This is a genomic window from Catellatospora sp. NPDC049111 (genome assembly GCF_040648615.1).
Classification (GTDB): domain Bacteria; phylum Actinomycetota; class Actinomycetes; order Mycobacteriales; family Micromonosporaceae; genus Catellatospora; species Catellatospora aurea.
Genome location: NZ_JBEZEB010000014.1, coordinates 97,043 through 114,979, shown reverse-complemented (window position 1 = coordinate 114,979; position 17,937 = coordinate 97,043). Strand labels below are relative to the sequence as shown.

18 protein-coding genes and 1 pseudogene are annotated in these 17,937 nt (G+C 70.7%); 12 read left to right on the top strand and 7 right to left on the bottom strand.

The genetic code is table 11. The annotated features are described in order from the left end of the window. The first annotated feature begins 26 nt into the window (after positions 1-26). The 12 genes and pseudogenes from AB0B66_RS21095 (at position 27) to AB0B66_RS21040 (ending at position 10,706) form a co-directional block, all read left to right on the top strand. On the top strand, positions 27-218 hold the full coding sequence (locus tag AB0B66_RS21095; protein WP_212823137.1) for a hypothetical protein: 192 nt from the start codon (positions 27-29) through the stop codon (positions 216-218). Beyond that, positions 215-646 carry an Asp23/Gls24 family envelope stress response protein gene (locus tag AB0B66_RS21090; protein ID WP_360532198.1) on the top strand — a complete coding sequence of 144 codons (432 nt, stop codon included), beginning with the start codon at positions 215-217 and terminating at the stop codon, positions 644-646. The genes AB0B66_RS21095 and AB0B66_RS21090 overlap by 4 nt, the downstream gene beginning before the upstream one ends. 19 nt (positions 647-665) lie before the next feature. Next, positions 666-1,199: a DUF6286 domain-containing protein gene (locus tag AB0B66_RS21085; protein WP_360532195.1), complete on the top strand. Its 534-nt coding sequence runs from the start codon at positions 666-668 to the stop codon at positions 1,197-1,199. After that, positions 1,196-1,771: an alkaline shock response membrane anchor protein AmaP gene (amaP, locus tag AB0B66_RS21080; RefSeq protein ID WP_360532192.1), complete on the top strand. Its 576-nt coding sequence runs from the start codon at positions 1,196-1,198 to the stop codon at positions 1,769-1,771. Before AB0B66_RS21085 ends, amaP begins: the two co-directional genes overlap by 4 nt. A gap of 107 nt (positions 1,772-1,878) precedes the next feature. Beyond that, positions 1,879-2,397 carry an inorganic diphosphatase gene (locus AB0B66_RS21075; RefSeq protein WP_360532189.1) on the top strand — a complete coding sequence of 173 codons (519 nt, stop codon included), beginning with the start codon at positions 1,879-1,881 and terminating at the stop codon, positions 2,395-2,397. 89 nt (positions 2,398-2,486) lie between these two features. Further along, complete coding sequence (locus AB0B66_RS21070; RefSeq protein WP_360532186.1) at positions 2,487-3,128, top strand: DUF5994 family protein; 642 nt, start codon at positions 2,487-2,489, stop codon at positions 3,126-3,128. Between the two features lie 309 nt (positions 3,129-3,437). After that, on the top strand, positions 3,438-4,409 hold the full coding sequence (locus AB0B66_RS21065) for a nitroreductase (protein ID WP_360532183.1): 972 nt from the start codon (positions 3,438-3,440) through the stop codon (positions 4,407-4,409). After that, positions 4,406-5,146, top strand: a pseudogene (locus AB0B66_RS21060) (beta-phosphoglucomutase family hydrolase); the annotation flags it as partial. The gene AB0B66_RS21065 and the pseudogene AB0B66_RS21060, both read left to right, overlap by 4 nt. After that, positions 5,123-7,624 carry a glycosyl hydrolase family 65 protein gene (locus AB0B66_RS21055; protein WP_360532374.1) on the top strand — a complete coding sequence of 834 codons (2,502 nt, stop codon included), beginning with the start codon at positions 5,123-5,125 and terminating at the stop codon, positions 7,622-7,624. The pseudogene AB0B66_RS21060 and the gene AB0B66_RS21055, both read left to right, overlap by 24 nt. A gap of 702 nt (positions 7,625-8,326) precedes the next feature. Next, positions 8,327-8,668, top strand: a complete 342-nt coding sequence (locus AB0B66_RS21050) for a metalloregulator ArsR/SmtB family transcription factor (protein ID WP_360532180.1) — start codon at positions 8,327-8,329, stop codon at positions 8,666-8,668. Between the two features lie 257 nt (positions 8,669-8,925). Next, on the top strand, positions 8,926-9,228 hold the full coding sequence (locus tag AB0B66_RS21045) for an SHOCT domain-containing protein (protein WP_360532177.1): 303 nt from the start codon (positions 8,926-8,928) through the stop codon (positions 9,226-9,228). Next, positions 9,225-10,706 (top strand): multicopper oxidase family protein, encoded by a 1,482-nt coding sequence (locus AB0B66_RS21040; RefSeq protein WP_360532174.1) that lies wholly within the window; start codon positions 9,225-9,227, stop codon positions 10,704-10,706. Before AB0B66_RS21045 ends, AB0B66_RS21040 begins: the two co-directional genes overlap by 4 nt. Here AB0B66_RS21040 and AB0B66_RS21035 read toward each other — a convergent pair. The 7 genes from AB0B66_RS21035 to AB0B66_RS21005 all read right to left on the bottom strand — a co-directional run bounded on the left by AB0B66_RS21035 (position 10,703) and on the right by AB0B66_RS21005 (position 17,649). Further along, a complete protein-coding gene (locus AB0B66_RS21035) occupies positions 10,703-10,903 on the bottom strand; it encodes a hypothetical protein (protein WP_360532171.1) in 201 nt (66 codons plus the stop codon). The genes AB0B66_RS21040 and AB0B66_RS21035 overlap by 4 nt on opposite strands. A gap of 368 nt (positions 10,904-11,271) precedes the next feature. Further along, positions 11,272-11,916, bottom strand: a complete 645-nt coding sequence (locus tag AB0B66_RS21030; RefSeq protein WP_360532168.1) for a hypothetical protein — start codon at positions 11,914-11,916, stop codon at positions 11,272-11,274. 343 nt (positions 11,917-12,259) lie between these two features. Next, a complete protein-coding gene (locus AB0B66_RS21025) occupies positions 12,260-13,231 on the bottom strand; it encodes a nitroreductase (RefSeq protein ID WP_360532165.1) in 972 nt (323 codons plus the stop codon). A gap of 146 nt (positions 13,232-13,377) precedes the next feature. Continuing rightward, positions 13,378-14,388: a zinc-dependent alcohol dehydrogenase gene (locus AB0B66_RS21020; protein ID WP_360532162.1), complete on the bottom strand. Its 1,011-nt coding sequence runs from the start codon at positions 14,386-14,388 to the stop codon at positions 13,378-13,380. Between the two features lie 186 nt (positions 14,389-14,574). Continuing rightward, on the bottom strand, positions 14,575-15,762 hold the full coding sequence (locus AB0B66_RS21015) for an ABC transporter ATP-binding protein (RefSeq protein ID WP_360532159.1): 1,188 nt from the start codon (positions 15,760-15,762) through the stop codon (positions 14,575-14,577). A 203-nt stretch (positions 15,763-15,965) separates the two neighbouring features. Further along, positions 15,966-16,607 (bottom strand): response regulator transcription factor, encoded by a 642-nt coding sequence (locus tag AB0B66_RS21010; RefSeq protein WP_360532156.1) that lies wholly within the window; start codon positions 16,605-16,607, stop codon positions 15,966-15,968. Between the two features lie 37 nt (positions 16,608-16,644). Further along, positions 16,645-17,649: a nitroreductase gene (locus AB0B66_RS21005; RefSeq protein WP_360532153.1), complete on the bottom strand. Its 1,005-nt coding sequence runs from the start codon at positions 17,647-17,649 to the stop codon at positions 16,645-16,647. Positions 17,650-17,937 lie beyond the last annotated feature (288 nt).

The window sequence follows — 17,937 nt, the reverse complement described above, 5'->3', positions numbered from 1 at the left end:
GTTCCGACAACGCGAGGGAGCAGCTCATGAATCGCACCATGTTCGGCACCGCCGTGGGGCTGCTCCTCGGCGTCGTGCTGGTATACGCCGGATTCGGGCCGATGGTCGTGGTCGCCGCGTTCGGGCTCGCCGGCTGGGCGGTGGCCAAGGTACTGGCAGGGGAACTGGATCTCAGCCGACTCGGCGAGGGTACCGGTCAGCGTCGGAGTCCCCGATGACTGTCACCACGCGGCACGCGGCAGACCCCGCGACCAGCCCGCCCGAGGATGCCGGGCCGTCATCAGGCGGAACGATCCACATCAGCAAGGACGTGATCGCCAAGGTGGCGGCACAGGCCGCCGGCGAGCTGCCCGACGTCGGCGGCCCGACACACGGGCTCGGTCACTTGCACGGCACCGACAAGCTCGGTGGCAAGGCGGATCTGAGCCGTCGGCCGAAGGCCTCCGCACATGTCGACGGTGACCGCGCGTACATCGACCTGGTGGTGAGCGTGCGATGGCCGGCATCGCTGCCCGATGTCACCGCGGCGTTGCGCGACCACGTGCGCGCCCGCGTCGAACAGGTGACCGGCCTGCACGTCGGCGCCGTCGACATCGACGTCACCGACCTGATCGGCACCAGCCACACCGGCGCCCGCGTGCGCTAGCCAAGCCACAGGAGGCAGCATGAGAAGGCTCGTCAACCGTCTGCTCGCCCTGATCGCCGGCCTGGCCCTGGCCGCTGTGGCGGCCCTGGTCGTCGTCGAGGCCGTCGCCGTGCTGATCGGCAAGGGCCCGCTGCTGGTCGACTGGCCCGCCGCGGCCGGGTGGGCGCGGCGCACCGCCTGGGGCGACCGGCAGGCGCTTAGCGTCAGCCTGCTGCTCCTCGCTTCAGGTGCCGCGCTCGTGCTCGCACAGCTGTGGCCGGCCAGGGTCCGGCGGCTGCCCATCGACACCGCGGACCCGGCCACCGACGCGGCGATAAGCCGCCGCACTCTCGCCCGGGACGTGACCGCGGCCGTCCGAGAGGTCGACGGAGTCATCCCGGAACGGGTCAAGGTCGGGCGGACTCGGATCGCCGTTCGAGCCGGCGCCCACGCGGCCGACGACCGGTCCGCTCTGGCCGGCCAGGTGAGCGCCGCGGTGCGGGAAAGGCTCGACCGACTGCGCCTGCGGCGCCGGCCCCGGCTCACGGTGAGGTTGTCCCGGAGGGGATCATGAACGTCGACCGCTTCAACCGCATCGCGCTGCTCGCCGTCGGAACGCTGCTGCTGGCGGCCGGGGCCGCGGGCATGCTGGCCCACACCGACGCCCTGGGCTGGTCGCTGCGCGACCGGGTCGTGGCCGATGGTCCGGTGAGCCGGTACGCCGCCGACAACGGCCGTTGGCTGTGGCCGGTCGTGGTGGCCGGCGCTGTCGTAGTGCTGGTGCTGGCCGTCAAGTGGATGCTCGCGGTGCTGCTCGCCACCGACCGGCTGCGCACGGTGGCGTTGCGCACCGAACCGGATGCCGGCGAGCACACGACCCTGGCCGGAGCCGCCCTGGAGGAAGCCGTGCGGGACCAGATCGAGGCATACCGCGGAGTCGCCTCCGCGAAGGTGCGCCTCCTCGGTGAACCGCAAAAGCCGGTCATGGCTGTCGGGGTGCGGACCTCCGCCCCGGGCAGGCTCGCAGCGCTGTGCGACCGGATCGAGCAGGGGGCTCTGGCAGACGCCCGCCGTGTGCTGGGCCGGCCGGACCTGCCCGTGCGCGTGGACCTCGACACCGGCCGCCGACCGGGCCGGGTGGTATGAGGGTTGCCAGACGTGGGGGCAGGTAGTTGACCAGTTCACTTTTCCCGGCTTTCCCGGCGCGGCCGCAGCGGCATCCGCCGGAGGCCGCCGCGGGGCGCGGTGGGCAAGTGTTCGACGTGACCGTCGAGATTCCTCGCGGGACCCGCAACAAGTACCGCATGGAGCGCGCCACGGGTCGGATCCGGTTGGATCGGACGCTGTTCACCTCGACGCAGTATCCGGCCGACTACGGGTTCATCGAGGACACCCTCGGCGAGGACGGCGACCGGCTGGATGCGCTGGTGCTCGTCCAGGAGCCGACCTTTCCCGGCTGCGTCATCGGCTGCCGGGCGATCGGCATGTTCCGCATGCGCGATGCGGGACGCCCCGATTTCAAGGTGCTGTGCGTGCCGATCGCGGATCTTCGCCTCACTCATCTCGCCGACATCGACGACCTTGAGCCGTACCACCGGATGGAGATCCAGCACTTCTTCGAGATCTACACAGACCTGGAGCCCGGCAAGAGCGTTGACGCCGAGCACGGCGTCTGGGCTGGGCGGATGGAGGCAGAACGGGAGGTCGTTCAGGCGCGGGCACGCATGGCCGCCGTCGAGGCCCGACACGTAGCGCCGGAAGTAGTACGCTGAAAGAAGCCGCTCCGGACCCCGGTGGCCGTATCGCACAGCCGTATCGGCGCAGCGCACGCCTCGTGAGGTCATGCCGACCGACACCGCGCATGTCCGCAGTGCAGACGCCGTCCGCTGGCCGTGCGACCTTGCTCGTCACCAGCAGAGGACGGTCGATCATGCGTGCCACCCATCCCGCCCCGGGCCCGACGCCGCCTGCCGACAGCCCGACCGCCAGGCTGGCGCTGGCACCCCGCCGCATCGACCGCGCGGTCCTCGACGGCGGCTGGTGGCCCCGCTCCCGGGATTCGTCCGCGGAGGTGCCCGCTCTGGTCGCAGCGCTGACGCAGCGGTACGGCCCGATTCGCCATGTCCTGCTCAACAGCGCCACGTGGGCAGACCGTCCGCGCCGCCTCACCGCAGGCACCCGAGTGGTCCGGATGGGATGGTTCATCTCCCAGGATCCGGCGCTGGCGACAGCGATCACCACCGGAGGCGATCAACTGGACCTGCTTGTCGTCCCGCCCGACACATCACCCGAAGCCGCCGAGCGGGCGATGGCGGCGGCGGCAGACCCCGACGTGTTCACGTCGGCCGCCGGCCTCCTCACGACACCCGCGGCGACCGAAACGGCGGGCGCCGGCCCGGAGCCGGCAGGGGTCTGGGAGAACGAGGGCGGCCGAGTCTTCGGGGGACCGCGCGTGCCGGAGCCGAGCGGTCTGCCAGCCGTCGGCGCAGTCGCGCCGCGGTGACCGTGGCGACGAGCGCTTCGGCAGCGCAAGACCGGTCAAGGCCCTTGCCGAATCATCGCTTATCGCACTATTCAGGATATATATAATCAATATTGATTCGCATCTTGCGGCGCGGCATCCGCGCCGAGCGGCGGGTCCAGCACGAGGGTGTGGGCCGTTGGGAGTTCCGCAAGGGCATGTCGCACCGTTCGGTGCGCCTGGCGCGGCGCCCCGGTTCCGGCACCATTCGTTGGCGATCCGCTCGGTCCGTCAACGGCCGCCCGAACCGGGCGGGTCGTCTCCGGTACGCATGGAACATGGCGAGAGGAAATGGACGCAACGTCGCTTCAGCGGCGGGGAGCTCTGATCGAGGCCGCACGTGACGCCCTCGCCGCGCCGTCGATCTTCAACACGCAGCCGTGGACGTGGCGGAGCGCCGACGACTGGTTGCAGTTGTGGGCCGACCCCAGCCGCCGGCTGCGGTCCACCGACTTCGCCGGACGGCAGCTGACCATCAGCTGCGGTGCCGCGCTGCATCACGCGCGGGTCGCGCTGGCGGCCGCGGGCCATCAGGTCCAGGTCGACCGGATCCCCGATCCCGGCTCGCCGGGGCTGCTGGCGCGCATCGCCATCACCGGTGCTCACGTGCCTACGGAGGAGGAGGTCGCGTTGTACCGGGCGATTGGAGAACGCCACACCGACCGGCGGGCTTTCACCGCCGAGGCCGTCGCTTGCCGGGTGCTCGGCGAGCTGGTCGCAGCAGCGGAGCAGCAGGCCGCTCACCTATATGCGGTGCCCACCGGACAGGTCAATGTTCTCGGAGCGGCCGCGGCACACGCGGAGGCGGTGCACCAGGCAGATCCCGGTTACCGTGACGAGCTGATGACGTGGACCAACCGCCCGGCCGACAGCGGGGACGGCGTGCCCGCGACGACGGCGGTGACGCCCACCACGCGCGCCGTGCCGGTACGCGACTTCACGCTGTTCGGCCGCGGGCATTCGGCCGGCCCCGAACGTGATACGGGCGCCCAGTTCGCGATGATCTTCACTGATGGCGACGACGTCGTCGACTGGTTGCGGGCCGGGGAGGCGCTGTCCGCCGTGCTGCTGGCCGCAACGGTCGCGCAGTTGGGCAGCGCGCCGATCAGTGATGTCATCGAGGTGCGGGCCACGCGAGAGCAGCTGGGCCGCCTGCTGCAGGGCGGCGGGCATCCGCAGTCGGTGGTGCGGGTCGGGCATCCGCCGGCCGGGCGATCGGCTGCCAGCCCGCGTCGCGCGCCGCCAGAGGTCATCAACCCGTGAGCGCCCCGGCTGGCGGGCTGTTCATCGAGCACGTCGACGCGGTCGTGTTCGACCTGGACGGGGTGCTGACCGACACGGCCAGCCTGCACGCGGCAGCGTGGCAGGAGGCGTTCGACGGCCTGCTGCAGGACCTGGCTCGACATGGCGGGCCCGTGTTCGCACCGTTCGATGTCGGCGCGGAGTACCGGGCACACGTCGACGGCCGTCCGCGGATCGACGGGGCACGCGGGTTCATCGCGGCCAGGGGGCTGACCCTGCCGGAGGGCACGCCCGCGGACCCGCCGGGGACGGCCACCGTGTGGGCGGTCGCCAACCGCAAGAACCAGTTGCTGCGGCAACTGCTGGCCGAGCAGGGGGTACGGACGTTCCCTTCCTCGGTCGCGCTGGCGCGGCGGCTGCGCGAGGCCGGGGTCTTCACCGCAGTGGTCACCGCCAGCCGCAACGCCACCCAGGTCCTGGCCGCAGCGCAACTGGCTGATCTGTTCGACGTGCGGGTGGACGGCACGGACGCGGCAGCTCTCGGCCTGCCAGGCAAACCGGACCCCGCGACATACCTGGAGGCGGTCCGCCGGTTGCACGTGTCACCTGACCGCGCCGTGATCATTGAGGACGCGGTGCCCGGCGTCGAGGCGGGGCGTCGCGGTGGCTTCGGACTCGTGGTCGGCGTCGACCGCGACAGCAGGGGCGTGCTGGCCGCAGCCGGGGCGCACATCGTGGTCACCGACCTGGCCGACCTGCCCGTCGACCTGGTGGGTCTGCACAGGTTGCCTGGCGACACCGGCGCGCCGCAGCGGCTGCTCGGCGGCGGACGGCCGAGCACCGGCTGGACACTGCGCTACGACGGCTACGATCCCGGCAGGGAAGGCCTGCGCGAGGTCCTGTGCACCCTCGGCAACGGCTACCTGGCGACCCGCGGCGCCGCCGCCGAGTGCCAGGCCGACGGCGTGCACTATCCGGGCACCTACCTGTCCGGCCTCTACAACCGGCTCACCACGCCGATAGACGGGCGTCTGATCGAGCATGAGCATCTGGTCAACGCCCCGAACTGGCTGCCGTTGCGGTTCCGGGTCGCCGACGGTGACTGGTTCAGCCCGGACACGGGGCACCTGATCGACCACCAGCTCGAACTCGATCTGCGCGCCGGGGTTCTCACCCGGGTGCTGCGCTGGTGCGATCCGTCCGGGCGACTCACCCGGGTGCAGCAGCGCCGACTCGTGCACCTGGCCACCCCACACATCGCCGCGCTGGAGACCACCTTCACCGCCGAGAACTGGTCCGGCGGCCTGCAGGTGTGCACGGGGATCGACGGCGGCGTCGTCAACGCCAACCTGCCCGAGGACGCCCCGCTGACCAGGGCGCATCTGCACACCGAACAGACGCGCATCACCGACCACGACACGATCCTGCTGACGGCCGTGACGACACAGTCGCGGATCCGTATCGCGGTGGCTGCCCGCACCCGCGTGCGCGACGGCGCGGGCCACGACGTGCCCGTGAGCCGCGCTCCGCACAGCGGCGAAGCGTCTTTCGTCGGGCAGGACCTGGACCTGGACCTGGTCGAGGGCCGCCCGGTCGTCGTGGAGAAGGTCGCCGCGATCGCCACCTCGCGCGACCCCGCGATCAGCGAGCCTGCGTCGGCGGTGTGCACCGCGCTCGGCCGCGCCGGTGACTTCTTCGACCTGCTGGTCACCCACGAGCGGGCCTGGCAGCGGCTGTGGGACCTCTTCGATCTGACCCTCGACGCCGACGACGAGGTCACCCTCGCGCTGCGGCTGCACACGTTCCACCTGCTGCAGGCGCTGTCGCCGCACACGGCGCAGCTCGACGCGGGCGTGCCGGCACGCGGCCTGCATGGCGAGGGCTACCACGGACACGTGTTCTGGGACGAGATGTTCGTGTTCCCCGTGTTCAACCTGCGGATGCCGTCGCTGTCGCGCGCCTTGCTGCTCTACCGGTGGCGGCGCCTGGAGCAGGCGCGCCACGCGGCTCGCACGGCGGGATACCGCGGCGCGATGTTTCCCTGGCAGAGCGCCAGCGACGGCCGGGAGGAGACGCCTGACGAGCTTTTCGACCGGCGGCTCGGGCAGTGGATCCCCGACTTCTCGCACCTGCAGCGCCATGTCGGCATTGCCATCGCCTACGACGTCTGGCAGTACTACCAGGTCACCGCCGACGTCGACTTCCTCGCCGAATACGGCGCAGAGATGATCATCGAGATCGCGCGCTTCCTGACCAGCATCGTCGCCTACGACCCGGTCGAAGAGCGATACGGCATCGCCGGCATCGTCGGCCCCGACGAATACCACACCGCCTACCCCGGCGCGCGAGATGCGGGCTTGCGGGACAACGCCTACACCAACGTCATGACCGCGTGGGTGCTGCGCCGCGCCCTCGACGTGATCAACCTGCTTACCGGCCATCACTGCGGCCTGTTGTGGGAGCAGCTCGGCATCAGCGAGGTCGAGACCCGGCTGTGGGAGCAGGTCAGCAGGCGGATGCGGGTGCCGTTCCACGACGGAGTCATCAGCCAGTTCGACGGGTACGGGCAGCTGGCCGAGTTCGACTTCGACGCCTACCGGGCCCGCTACGGCGACCTCGTCGGCATCGACGCGATCCTGCGCGCGCAGGGGATGAGCCCCAACCAGTACCAGCTGTCCAAACAGGCCGACGTGCTCATGCTGCTCTACCTGCTGTCGGCCGAGGAACTTCGCGACCTGTTCGCCCGGCTCGGCTACGACCTCGACGGCCCCACGATCGAGGCTACCGTGCGCTACTACCTGGCCCGGGTAGCCCACGGCTCCAGCCTCAGCCGGATCGCGCACTGCTGGGTCCAGGCCCGGGCCGACCGCGAACAGTCCTGGGCGCTTTTCCTGCAGGCGCTACGCGCCGACCTCGACGACACCCGTGGCGGCAGTACCCGGGAGGGAGTGCACCTGGGTGCGATGGCCGGCACGGTCGACCTCGCGCTGCGCTGCTACACCGGGCTGGAGACCCGCGACGACACCCTGTACTTCCATCCGCTGCTGCCCACGCAACTGCACGCGCTGCACGCCGAGCTGTGCTACCGCGGCCACTGGATCGTCGTCGACCTCGACCACGTACGGCTGCGACTCTTACTGCGGCCCTGCCAGGCCGCCCCCATCCGTGTCGACGTCGACGGCAGCGTCCACTTCCTTACCGCAGGTGACCAGCGCGAGTTTGATCTCGCCAGATGAAATGAGCGGTGAGACACCCGCTGTCGTACGACCTTGACCGGCAGCGGTTCGCCGTAGCCGGCTCGCCACCTTGCCCGTGCCGAACTCGACGATCCATCGCGTACAGTCGCATCGCCGCCTCCGCAACAGTAGCCACCTGCAACCGGACCTCCCTCAGCCGGGCGATGGCGGCTTCGCCGGGCACCGCGAGCCTCCTGCGGAACGGCAGCGGCCATGCGGTCCGGTCCAGGCGCAGCCCAGGCGGCGGACCTGGCTCTCCAGCCGGTCGAGTGCGGCACCGGCGGCGGCCGGGGGGCGAGCTGGATCCGGGCTGGTTCGCCGCGGACCCGCAGGTGGATCTGAAAGAGCGCCGGTCCGGGCGCGCAGTCGCCGGCGGTGATGCGCAGCCGGGCGGGTCCGGCCGCGCTGGCGCTCGCGGCGACCACGGCCGTCTCGCGGGTGATGCCGACGAGCGCGGGTTCGAGCTCCCCACGGGTGTGCACGTCGACGCGCACGCCCTGCCTGGGCATGGACCGGGAGTCTGAGGAGCGGTCACCTCGGCCACCCTTGCCAGCAGCCGCGAACGGGTCGTCGGGGCAGGGGTCAGGCCGGCCGGTGCTGATCCGGTGACGCGAAGATGTCACACGACCCTTAGCCGACCGGCCCAGCAGCGTGCCATGCGCCCGGACGGGTACGGTTTGCTGCAACGAAGGGGGTGGACCGGTGAGCAGACCGCTGTATCAGGCCAAGGCGGAATTCTTCAAAGCGCTCGCGCACCCCGCCCGCATCCGCGTCCTCGAACTGCTCTCCGAGCGGGAGCATTCGGTGGGGGAGATGCTGCCGGAGGTCGGCCTGGAGTCCGCCCACCTCTCGCAGCAGTTGGCCGTCCTGCGCAAGATGAACCTGGTCGTGACCCGCAAGGAAGGCTCGACCGTCTACTACTCCCTGGTCAGCCCGCAGGTGGCCGAGCTGCTCGCCGTCGCCCGCCGGATCCTCACCGAGGTGCTGGTCAACCAGGTCGAGCTGCTCGACGATCTGCGTGCCGCGCAGGCCGGCGTCCGCTAGGCCACGCGGCGCACTGTTTCGCGCCACCCCTGGTCGGGGCGGGCGTGTCAGGCTGGCTTCCCATCTCTCGTGCCTGGCTGACACATCCGACCCACTCTCGCCTGCCCGGCTGCCTGAACACCGCAGGACTACCGGCGGCTGCACGGCGGCGCGTCGGAACCAAGACGGCCATGCCGTCGGCCGGAATCCGTTACGGGCCATCTGGCACGGTAGCCGGGACCTATGGCACGGGTGGGGAGACCGATTGAGTACGTAGCGTGGAGAGTGCCTGGCCGGCACGGTTCGGTCTCAGCGTTTGCGCCGGCCTCGCCACCGCGAGAGGGGTGTCGACGATGATGGGCGATGCGATGGGCTGGATGTGGATCTGGCCAGCCATGATCGTGTTCGGCTTGTTGGTGCTGGGCTTTCTGGCGCTGGTGGTCACGCAGTACCGGCCCGGCGGTGCGGTGACCACTCCCCATCCGGACCGCCCACCGGCCCGGACCATCCTCGATGAGCGCTACGCCCGAGGCGAGATCGACGACGAGGAGTACCGGCGCCGCAAGGGCGAGTTGCCATGACCGTGCGGCCGATCAGCCGCCGCCGGGCTCTCGGCCTGGCCGGCTTGGGCGCGGCGAGTGTCGTGGCAGGGATGACCGGCTGGTTCGTCAACGCCGCACTACCTTTGCGAGGCAGTCGCCTGTCACCGGCGGACACCGGTGAGCCGCTGCGCCAGCCCGAGGTGGTGGCCAGCCGGGACGGAGTCCTGAGTCTGCGTCTGGCCGCCGCGGAGGGGGTGCGGCTGGCGGGCCTCGACACCTCGGCGTGGGGGTACAACGGGACCTCGCCCGGACCGACTTTACGCGTACGGCCAGGTGACCTGCTGCGAGTGCGGCTCCTCAACCAGCTCGGGCAGCCGACGAACCTGCACACCCATGGCCTGAAGGTGTCGCCGCAGGCCAACGGCGACAACCCGTTCATCGCCACCGAGCCTGGGGCGGGGTTCGACTACGAGATCCGGATTCCGCCCGATCATCCTTCCGGCACGTTCTGGTACCACCCGCACCATCACGGGACCGTCGCCGACCAGATCTTCGCCGGACTCGCCGGCGCGCTCCTGGTCGAGGGCGACCTCGACCTACCTGTCACCAGCGACCGGGTGCTGCTGGTCACCGACACCACGCTGGACGCCGGCGGCCACGTCGTGCCGGCCGATGCCATGGCCAGAATGCAGGGCCGAGAAGGGGAGCTGGTGCTGGTCAACGGTCAGCACGAGCCGGTCGTGACGGCCTCTGCGGGCAGCGCCGAACGGTGGCGGGTGATCAACGCTTGCGTATCGCGGGTGCTGGCCCTGCGCTTGGACGGACACCGACTCACCCAGATCGCTCTCGACGGCAGGTTCCTTGCCGCACCCGTCGACCGCGACCAGGTGGTCCTCGCCCCCGGGAACCGCGTTGATGTGATCGTACGCCCTACGACCAGCGGCCGGTACGCACTGCTGGCCGCACCCTATGATCGCGGCAATGCCACCATGATGGGCGGCAGGGGCATCACGGGCGGCCCACGCGGTCCGGTCACCCTCGCAACCTTGATCGTCACCGGCTCCATCGGCGCCCCGCCGCCGCTGCCCACGGCATTGCCCGCGCCGACCGAGCCACAGGGCCGGGTGACCGGACAGCGCCAGCTCACCCTTGCCATGGGGATGGGCACCGGGATGCGGATGGGCATGGGTATGGGGTTCACGATCGACGGGCGAACCTTCGATCCGGGCCGCGATGACCAGATCGTCACGCCCGGCACGACCGAGGAGTGGACAGTGCTCAACACCAGTCCGATGGATCATCCGTTCCACCTGCACGGTTGGCCCTTCCACGTGGTGGATGCGAGCGCGTTGACGCCGCCGGCCACGACATTGCAGGACGTGGTCCTCGTGCCGGCACACGGCCGGGTCGGCCTGCGCATCCCGTTCACCGGTCACACGGGACGCAGCGTCTACCACTGCCACATCCTCGACCATGAAGATCTTGGCATGATGGGCACCGTCAACGTCCGCGGCTAGGTGGCCAGGCCGACGAGGATGTCGGCTCGGCACACCGCCACGACGGTGGCACTGTCGTAGACCTGTCCCCGCATGGCCGCGAGCACCGTGTCAACCAGCTCTTCTGGCGCGGCGACCGGGACTCCCGAGCTGGCGTGCCACGCGGCCGTGCCGAGCGCCTCGGTTGCCTGGAATCCGTCGTGCCCTGCAGCGTTCATGACCGCCCGCGATCGGATGTCGGCATGGTCGATGCGTCACCGACAGTGTCGCATCGGGCCGAGCGGCCTGCTCGGACTTCGATCGAGCTCGACGCCGGCATCTCGGTCCAGAGGTCAGCAGCCTGACCATGCCTGACCGGTGTCTGGCCGTAGAGGCATCACGAGTCCGTCCGGCCGCAGCATTCGTGTTCTCCCCGGCCGAAGACTGTCTGGCCGGTGTGATGCTGTCCGTCGCCGGCGGCGCATCGCGGGTTCGGTGATACGACCCGGCGGACGGTCCCTGGCCGACCTGGCGGTCGAAACTGCTGGGCGTACACGCGTTCGTGGGGCGGTACGCCTTCCGGCGGCCGCCCCACGAGGTGGAACTGTCAGGCGTTGATCTGCTCCCGGTCAGGGACCGCCTCGATCGGCGCGAACGGCTGCGTGCGGGGCGTGATCCAGGCGTGGAAGAACCCGGCGACCGACAGCAGGAACATCACCAGTGCCGCCAGGTAGGCCACCAGCGCGGCCTGGCCGGCCTTGACGCCGAACTCGCTGAACCCGTAGGTCGTCAGCAGCAGCCCGCGCAGGGTCTCGCCCTTGAACATGGTCTCGCGCTGGGCGGTGACCTCGGCCAGCTGCTGCTGCAGGGCGGCCAGGTTCGGGTCGTTGTTCTTGGTCGCCTCGGCGACCTGGGCCCGGAGCTGGCTCTGCGGCACGCCGAGGTCGGCGTAGGTCTTGCCGTCGGCGGTGTTCTTCAGGTGCAGGCCGATGAACTGCAGGGCGTAGACCTCAGCCTGCTTGCCGGTGGTGAGCTTCTGGCCGGCGTACTCGACCAGGCCGGGCTGCTGGCGCTCCTCGGGGGTGAGGGTGTCGAGGGTCTTGAAGGTGATGTTCTGCTCGGTCAGCTGCGAGCCGACGTAGTCGTTGGCGAAGGTCGCGTTGGCTTGCAGCACGATGCCGGCGATGGCGAGCAGGACGGCGATGGCCACGCCGCCGAGGCTGAACATCAGATCGAGGGTTCTGCGCTTCATGATGGTCTCCTTTCGGGGGATCGTTGTCTGCATCAAGAATCCCGTGCGCCCCTGCTGTCACAGCAGAGTTGGAGGACCTGTCGTCTCGGGACTAATGACCTGCTGCCGGACTGCCGTGAGGCCTGTAACCGTGCCTTTGCAGGGTCGGTGCTCGGGCTCAACGCAAGCGGCGACACCGTGGGCGGAGGTGGGTGCCTTCACGGCGAGATCGCCGGCAGAGGTAGAAAGGTGGCGACGGACCTGGGCTGCTGCGCGGACGCCTGTTCCGTGCGGCCGTGGTCGCCAAGTGGTGTCGTTCTGGCGCTGTGTAAGGTCAGGGCCTCGGGTTTCGGGCCACGACTGGTCACAGCACGTCGATGACCTCCGCCAGGTCGCGGCGGGGTGTGGGAAATCCTGCCCGACCGGAGCCGACCCGCAGGACCATCTGCGGAACCTCGCAGCGGCCCAGTGCGAGTCGCAGCCTGTCCCGTTCGGCGGGGTCCTCGATCGGCTGAGACAGCATCGAGGCGGCCAGGCCGGCGTCGGTGATGGTGAGCAGGACCCGCTGCAGGGCGATACCGGCCTGGAGTTGGTCGGCCGGAGTGTCACCGGCGGTGCCCAGCACGACGACGAGCGGGTCGGGGTCGAAGTCGCCGCCGGGAACGGCTGCACGGTGGCCGTAGGCGCGACGCGGCAGCAGATCGCCGGTCTGCCGGGCCGGACCGCCGGCCGGTGCGGGCACCCCGTCGCGGTCGTCGCGGTCGGGCCGGGTCCAGTTGTGCAGTTCCTCCTGGTAGGCACCGTCGGCAGCCAGTACGGCGTCGGCTGCGCGGACGATCTCTGAGATGACCTCGACGCAGGCGGGGCCGCTGAGGATGTCGGCCCAGGCGCCCTCGGCGCGAGCGGCCTCAGCGATCTGCACCTGGGCGTGGACGGGGACCGGGGCGGGATAGAACGGCTCCCGGTTGCTGAACCGTCGCTCGATCGCGGCGAACAGCGCCTCCTCGGCCGGGGTCGTCTGCCAGGCCGCCGTCGGGGTGAGCCGCGCGAGCACCTGCGGACTGCTTGGCTCGGGCAGTAGTTGCACCCGTGCGGCCAAGCCCATGGCGGTCAGCGCAAGGCGGGCGTTGAGGGTCGCGGCGCCGCAGGCGATACGTGCGGCCCAGCCGGTGGGGTCGGCGACCGGCAGGCACCGGGCGGGGTCGAGATGGATCTCGATCGCGCCGCTCTGGTTGCGGAAACGCCATGGCTGGCTGTTGTGCAGGGACGGGGCGCGCACGGCGGCGGCGACGACGTCGCGGAACGCGGTGTCGGTCAGGGTCAGCGCGGTGGTCATGACGATCTCCTGAGTTTGCCCCGGTGGCCGGTTGAAGGCCCGCCCTGATCATCCCTGGTGCCCGGCCGCCGGGTGGCGGTTCCGATGCGATCGGCGCAAAGGAGCCGGGCGGGCCGCGCTGTGGCGGCCCGCCCGGGCTGTGTATGTCAGAGGCGGAACACGATCCTGGCGGTGACGCTGGAAGCGAGGACTTCCTCGATGGCGTCGTTGATCTCGTCGAGGTCGCGGATCTCGTACTGCACGGTGGTACGTCCGGCGGCGTGCAGGGCGAACACCTCGGCGAGGTCGGCTCGGGTGCCGACGATGGATCCGATGATCGTCAGTCCGCCGAGGACGGTCTCGAACACCGGCAGCCGCATGATGTTGTCCTTGGGCAGCGACACCAGCACGAGCCGGCCGCCGCGGCGCAGGCTGGCGTGGGCCTGCTCCAGCACGGCCGGGTCGGCGGCGAGCACGACGGCGACGTCGGCGCCGCCCAGGGCCTGGATCGCGGCGACGGGGTCGGTGCGCGCGGCGTTGACCGTGTGGGCGGCGCCGAGCTTGCGGGCCAGGGCCAGCTTCTCCTCGGTGACGTCGACGGCGATGGCGTCGCCGCCGAAGATCTGCGCATACTGCTGAGCCAGGTGCCCCAGCCCGCCGATGCCGAAGACCGCGACCCGTTCGGTGGGGCGCACGCCGGCGACTTTGATCGCCTTGTAGGTGGTGACGCCGGCGCAGGTCAGCGGGGCGGCGTCGAACGGGCTGACGCCTTCGGGGACCTTCACGACGTGGCGGGCGTACGCGACGGCGAACTCGGCATGCCCGCCGTCGATGCCGTAGCCGGTGTTGCGCTGCGACTCGCACAGCGTCTCGCGTCCGCTGACGCAGTACTCGCAGGTGCCGCAGCTGTAGCCCAGCCACGGCATGGCGACGCGGTCGCCGACGGCGACCTCGGTGACGCCGCGTCCGAGGCGTTCGACGATGCCGACGCCCTCGTGGCCGGGGATGAACGGCAGCGACGGCTTGACGGGCCAGTCGCCGCGGGCGGCGTGGATGTCGGTGTGGCACAACCCGCTGGCCTCCACCCGGACCAGGACCTGGTCGGGGCCGGGCTGGGGGATGGGCACCTCGCCGACGGTCAGCGGGGCGGCGAAGTCGGTGACCACGCAGGCGCGCATGACAGCTCCTTTCCTCATCACCTCTCGGTGGCTTCACCTTTGAGCCTCGTCCGCCGTAGGGTCCTGGTCACGAGACCGTGGACCTGTTCAGCGGGACGTTCGTCCCGATCACGGTCACGGAAGACACGGCTGCGCCCGGCAGGTCCGCCTGCTGGGCGGCACTGCCGGGCGTGTTGCGGCTGACGGTCACGCGGCTGCGACGACGGCTTCGGCCGGGCGCAGGGCCATGCCGGTGGCGGCGTCGAACAGGTAGGCCTGCGCCAGGTCAAGGGTGAGGGTGAGGTCGTCGCCGGCGGTGACGGCGACATCGGGCTCCAGGCGGGCGGTCCACATGGCGGTGAGTTCGGTGTCGGCCGGGCCGGTGGCGGCACGGATCACTTCGGGCACCGGGAACGGCGGCAGGAACAGCACGTTGGTCTCGTCGCCGAGGGCCTCGACCGTGATCGCGGCCACCGTGACATCAGCCTGGCCGGGGGTATGTCCGGCGGGTCCCAGGGCGCTCGGCCGCAGACCGACGACGACGTCGTGCCCGGCTTCGGTGTTCAGCCCGGCGAGCCTGTCCAGCAGCGTGGCAGGAACCGGCCAGCGGTGCGGGCCGAGAGCCAGGACAGGTCCGTCAGCACCCGGGTCGACCCGGCCCAGAGCGAGGTTCATGGCGGGAGAGCCGATGAAACCGGCGACGAACACGTTGACCGGGTGGTGGTAGAGCTCCTGCGGGGTGCCGACCTGCTGGATGCGCCCGTCGTGGAGCACCGCGATGCGGTCGCCCAGCGTCATGGCCTCGACCTGGTCGTGGGTGACGTACAGGGTGGTGGTGGCGTCGTGCTGGTGCAGGCGCATCAGCTCGCCGCGCATGGCCACCCGCAGCTTCGCGTCGAGGTTTGACAGCGGCTCGTCCATCAGAAGGACCTTGGGGTGGCGGACCATGGCGCGGCCCATCGCCACACGCTGACGCTGCCCGCCCGACAGGGCCGCGGGTTTGCGGTCCAGCAGGGTCTCCAGCGCCAGGACGTGGGCGACCCGTTCGACTTGCACGGCTGCCTGCTCACGGGGGGTGTGGGACATGCGCAGGCTGAACCCGAGGTTCTCGGCGACGGTCATGTGCGGGTACAGGGCGTAGCTCTGGAACACCATCGCGATGTCACGGACCTTCGGTGGCAGGTGCGTCACGTCGGTTCCGTCGATGGCGATGGCGCCGCAGTCGGGGTCTTCGAGCCCGGCGATCAGGCGCAGCAGGGTGGATTTTCCACAGCCCGACGGGCCGACGAGGACCAGGAACTCGCCGTCGCCGACGGTGAGGCTGACCTCGTCCAGCACGGGGCGGGTCGCGTTGGGAAACGTCTTGCTGAGCCGGTCGATGACGACGGTGGCCATGGGGTGTCACCTCTCTGTTCGGTGCCGCATGTGGCGGCGTGGGGTGGAGGGTGCAATGCCACATTGGTCCTGCCCTGACGGTGCGGGGCAGGGCCGTAGGTCACCTGTCGGTGCGTCCTTGTGCCCATGTCGACCGTTGCCGGACGGTGGTCAGGAGGCTGCGCTCGGGTGGGGCGCGCTGTTGAGTGACCGCTTCCAGGTGTTCAGAGCCGTGGGCCGCCGAGCACCCGCACAGCCAGGACCGCGGCTTGGGTACGACGTTCCAGGCCCAGTTTGGCCAGGATGCTGGTGACATAGTTCTTGATCGTCTTTTCGGCCAGGAACATCTTGTCGGCGATCTCGTGGTTGGTCAGACCGTCGGCGATGTGGCCGAGGATGCGCCGCTCCTGCTCGGTGAGCTGTGCCAGCTCCGGCGGAGTGCGCACGCCACGGCGGATGCGTTGCAGGACCTGCGCGGTGACGGCAGGGTCGAGCAGCGACTGCCCGGCGGCGACGCGGCGCACGGCGTCGAGCAGGTCGGTGCCGCGGATCTGCTTGAGGACATATCCGGCGGCCCCAGCCATGATCCCGGCGAACAGGGCCTCGTCGTCCTCGTACGACGTCAGGATCAGCCCCTGGATGCTGGGATCTGTCGAGCGGATGTCGCGGCAGACGTCGATGCCGTTGCCGTCGGGCAGCCGGGCGTCGAGGATCGCGACGTCGGGGCGCATCGCGGGAATCAGCCGGGCGGCCTCGACGGCCGACCCGGACTCGCCGACGACTTCGATGTCGCCGGGCTGCTGCAGAAGTTCGATGAGCCCGCGGCGGACCACTTCGTGGTCGTCGAGGACGAAGACTCGGATCATGGCGGATTCCTGTTCCGGCCGCTGGTGCTCGCGCGGGTCACTGGTCGGTCTGGTCGATGGTGGCGGTGGCGTCGAACGGCAGCCGTGGCGTGTGTCCCGGCAGGGCGTGCTCAGGGTCAGCGACACCCAGACGCAGCACGAGGTAGGGATACGCGAGGTTGGACAGGATGCGGCGCATCATGGCGCGGGTGCCGTCGATCTCGATGACCTGGCTGAAGGGCAGCACGGCCAGACCTTGCATGGTGGCGTGCAGCCACACCGCCGAGAGGGCCTGCCCGGCACGCAGCCACGCGGCGCGGTCGTCCTCGCTGCCGAACAGCACGACGTAGGTCGAGGCCTTGTCGTGGCCGCCGCCGACCGGGAGGGTGCCGCGGGTGCCGAAGTCGCGCTCGCCGACATCGGTCTCGGGTCGCCGGTCCGGGATGACCTCGGGCGGTAGTCCGGTTCCGGCTGGACGTCCGGGGCCGGTCCAGCGGTGCGTCTCGGCCAGGACGGCGGGTTCGGCCGCGGCGGCGTCCTCGGCGTGCGAGACCGCGACGACGAGGTCGGTGACCTGGTCCGGGGTCAGTCGGTGCAGGTGGACGCCGACAGCGTCGGCGATCCGGCGCAGTTCCTCGACTTGCTCGGCGGTGACCGGGACGTCGACGGTGGGTCGCCGGTCGGTGTGTCGCAGCTGCAGGGCCTGCACAAGCCGCATTGCGTGAGCGGTCACGGGAATGTCGCCCGTGACGGTGACGGTCGCCAGATGCTCCGGCCGGGCCGGGTCGGGCAGTGGCCGCACGGCGACGTCGTAGCCCTCGGCGTGCAGGGCGGCCTGGGCGTGGTGCAGGGCCGCCCCGCAGCTGAGCAGTAGCATCCGCTCACCGGGATCGGTGCCGGGCAGCGCGCGGGTGGTGTCGGCGTACAGGTCGAGCCGGTCGGGGTGGATCTGCCAGTGCCAGGGCTGGGTGTTGTGGATCGAGGGCGCGCGCCGCGCCGCGTCAGCGGCCTCGGCGTAGGCCGCCGCCGCGGGACGGCGGTGCTCGCCAGTGGGCGTGGTCATCGTCTGCCTCCCAGAAGTCGTCTCGTTCAGTGCACGCTGTGCGCCTGGGTCGGGGCTAGGAGCGAAGGGTCCTTCCGGCCGGGACTTTCGACCCTGCCAACGACCTGCCGGCGGGACGGATGCGGGATCTCCGGCGAACGCCGCAGGCGCGGCCCCTGGCGCTGTGGCGCGCCTGCGGGCAACCTTGCTCAGCGCAGGAACCCGTGGTGGCGGACCAGCGCGGTGCGTGCCCACAGCCGCCCCGTGCCCGGTGTGTCTCCGGCGTTGGTCAGTGCCAGGACGGTGAGC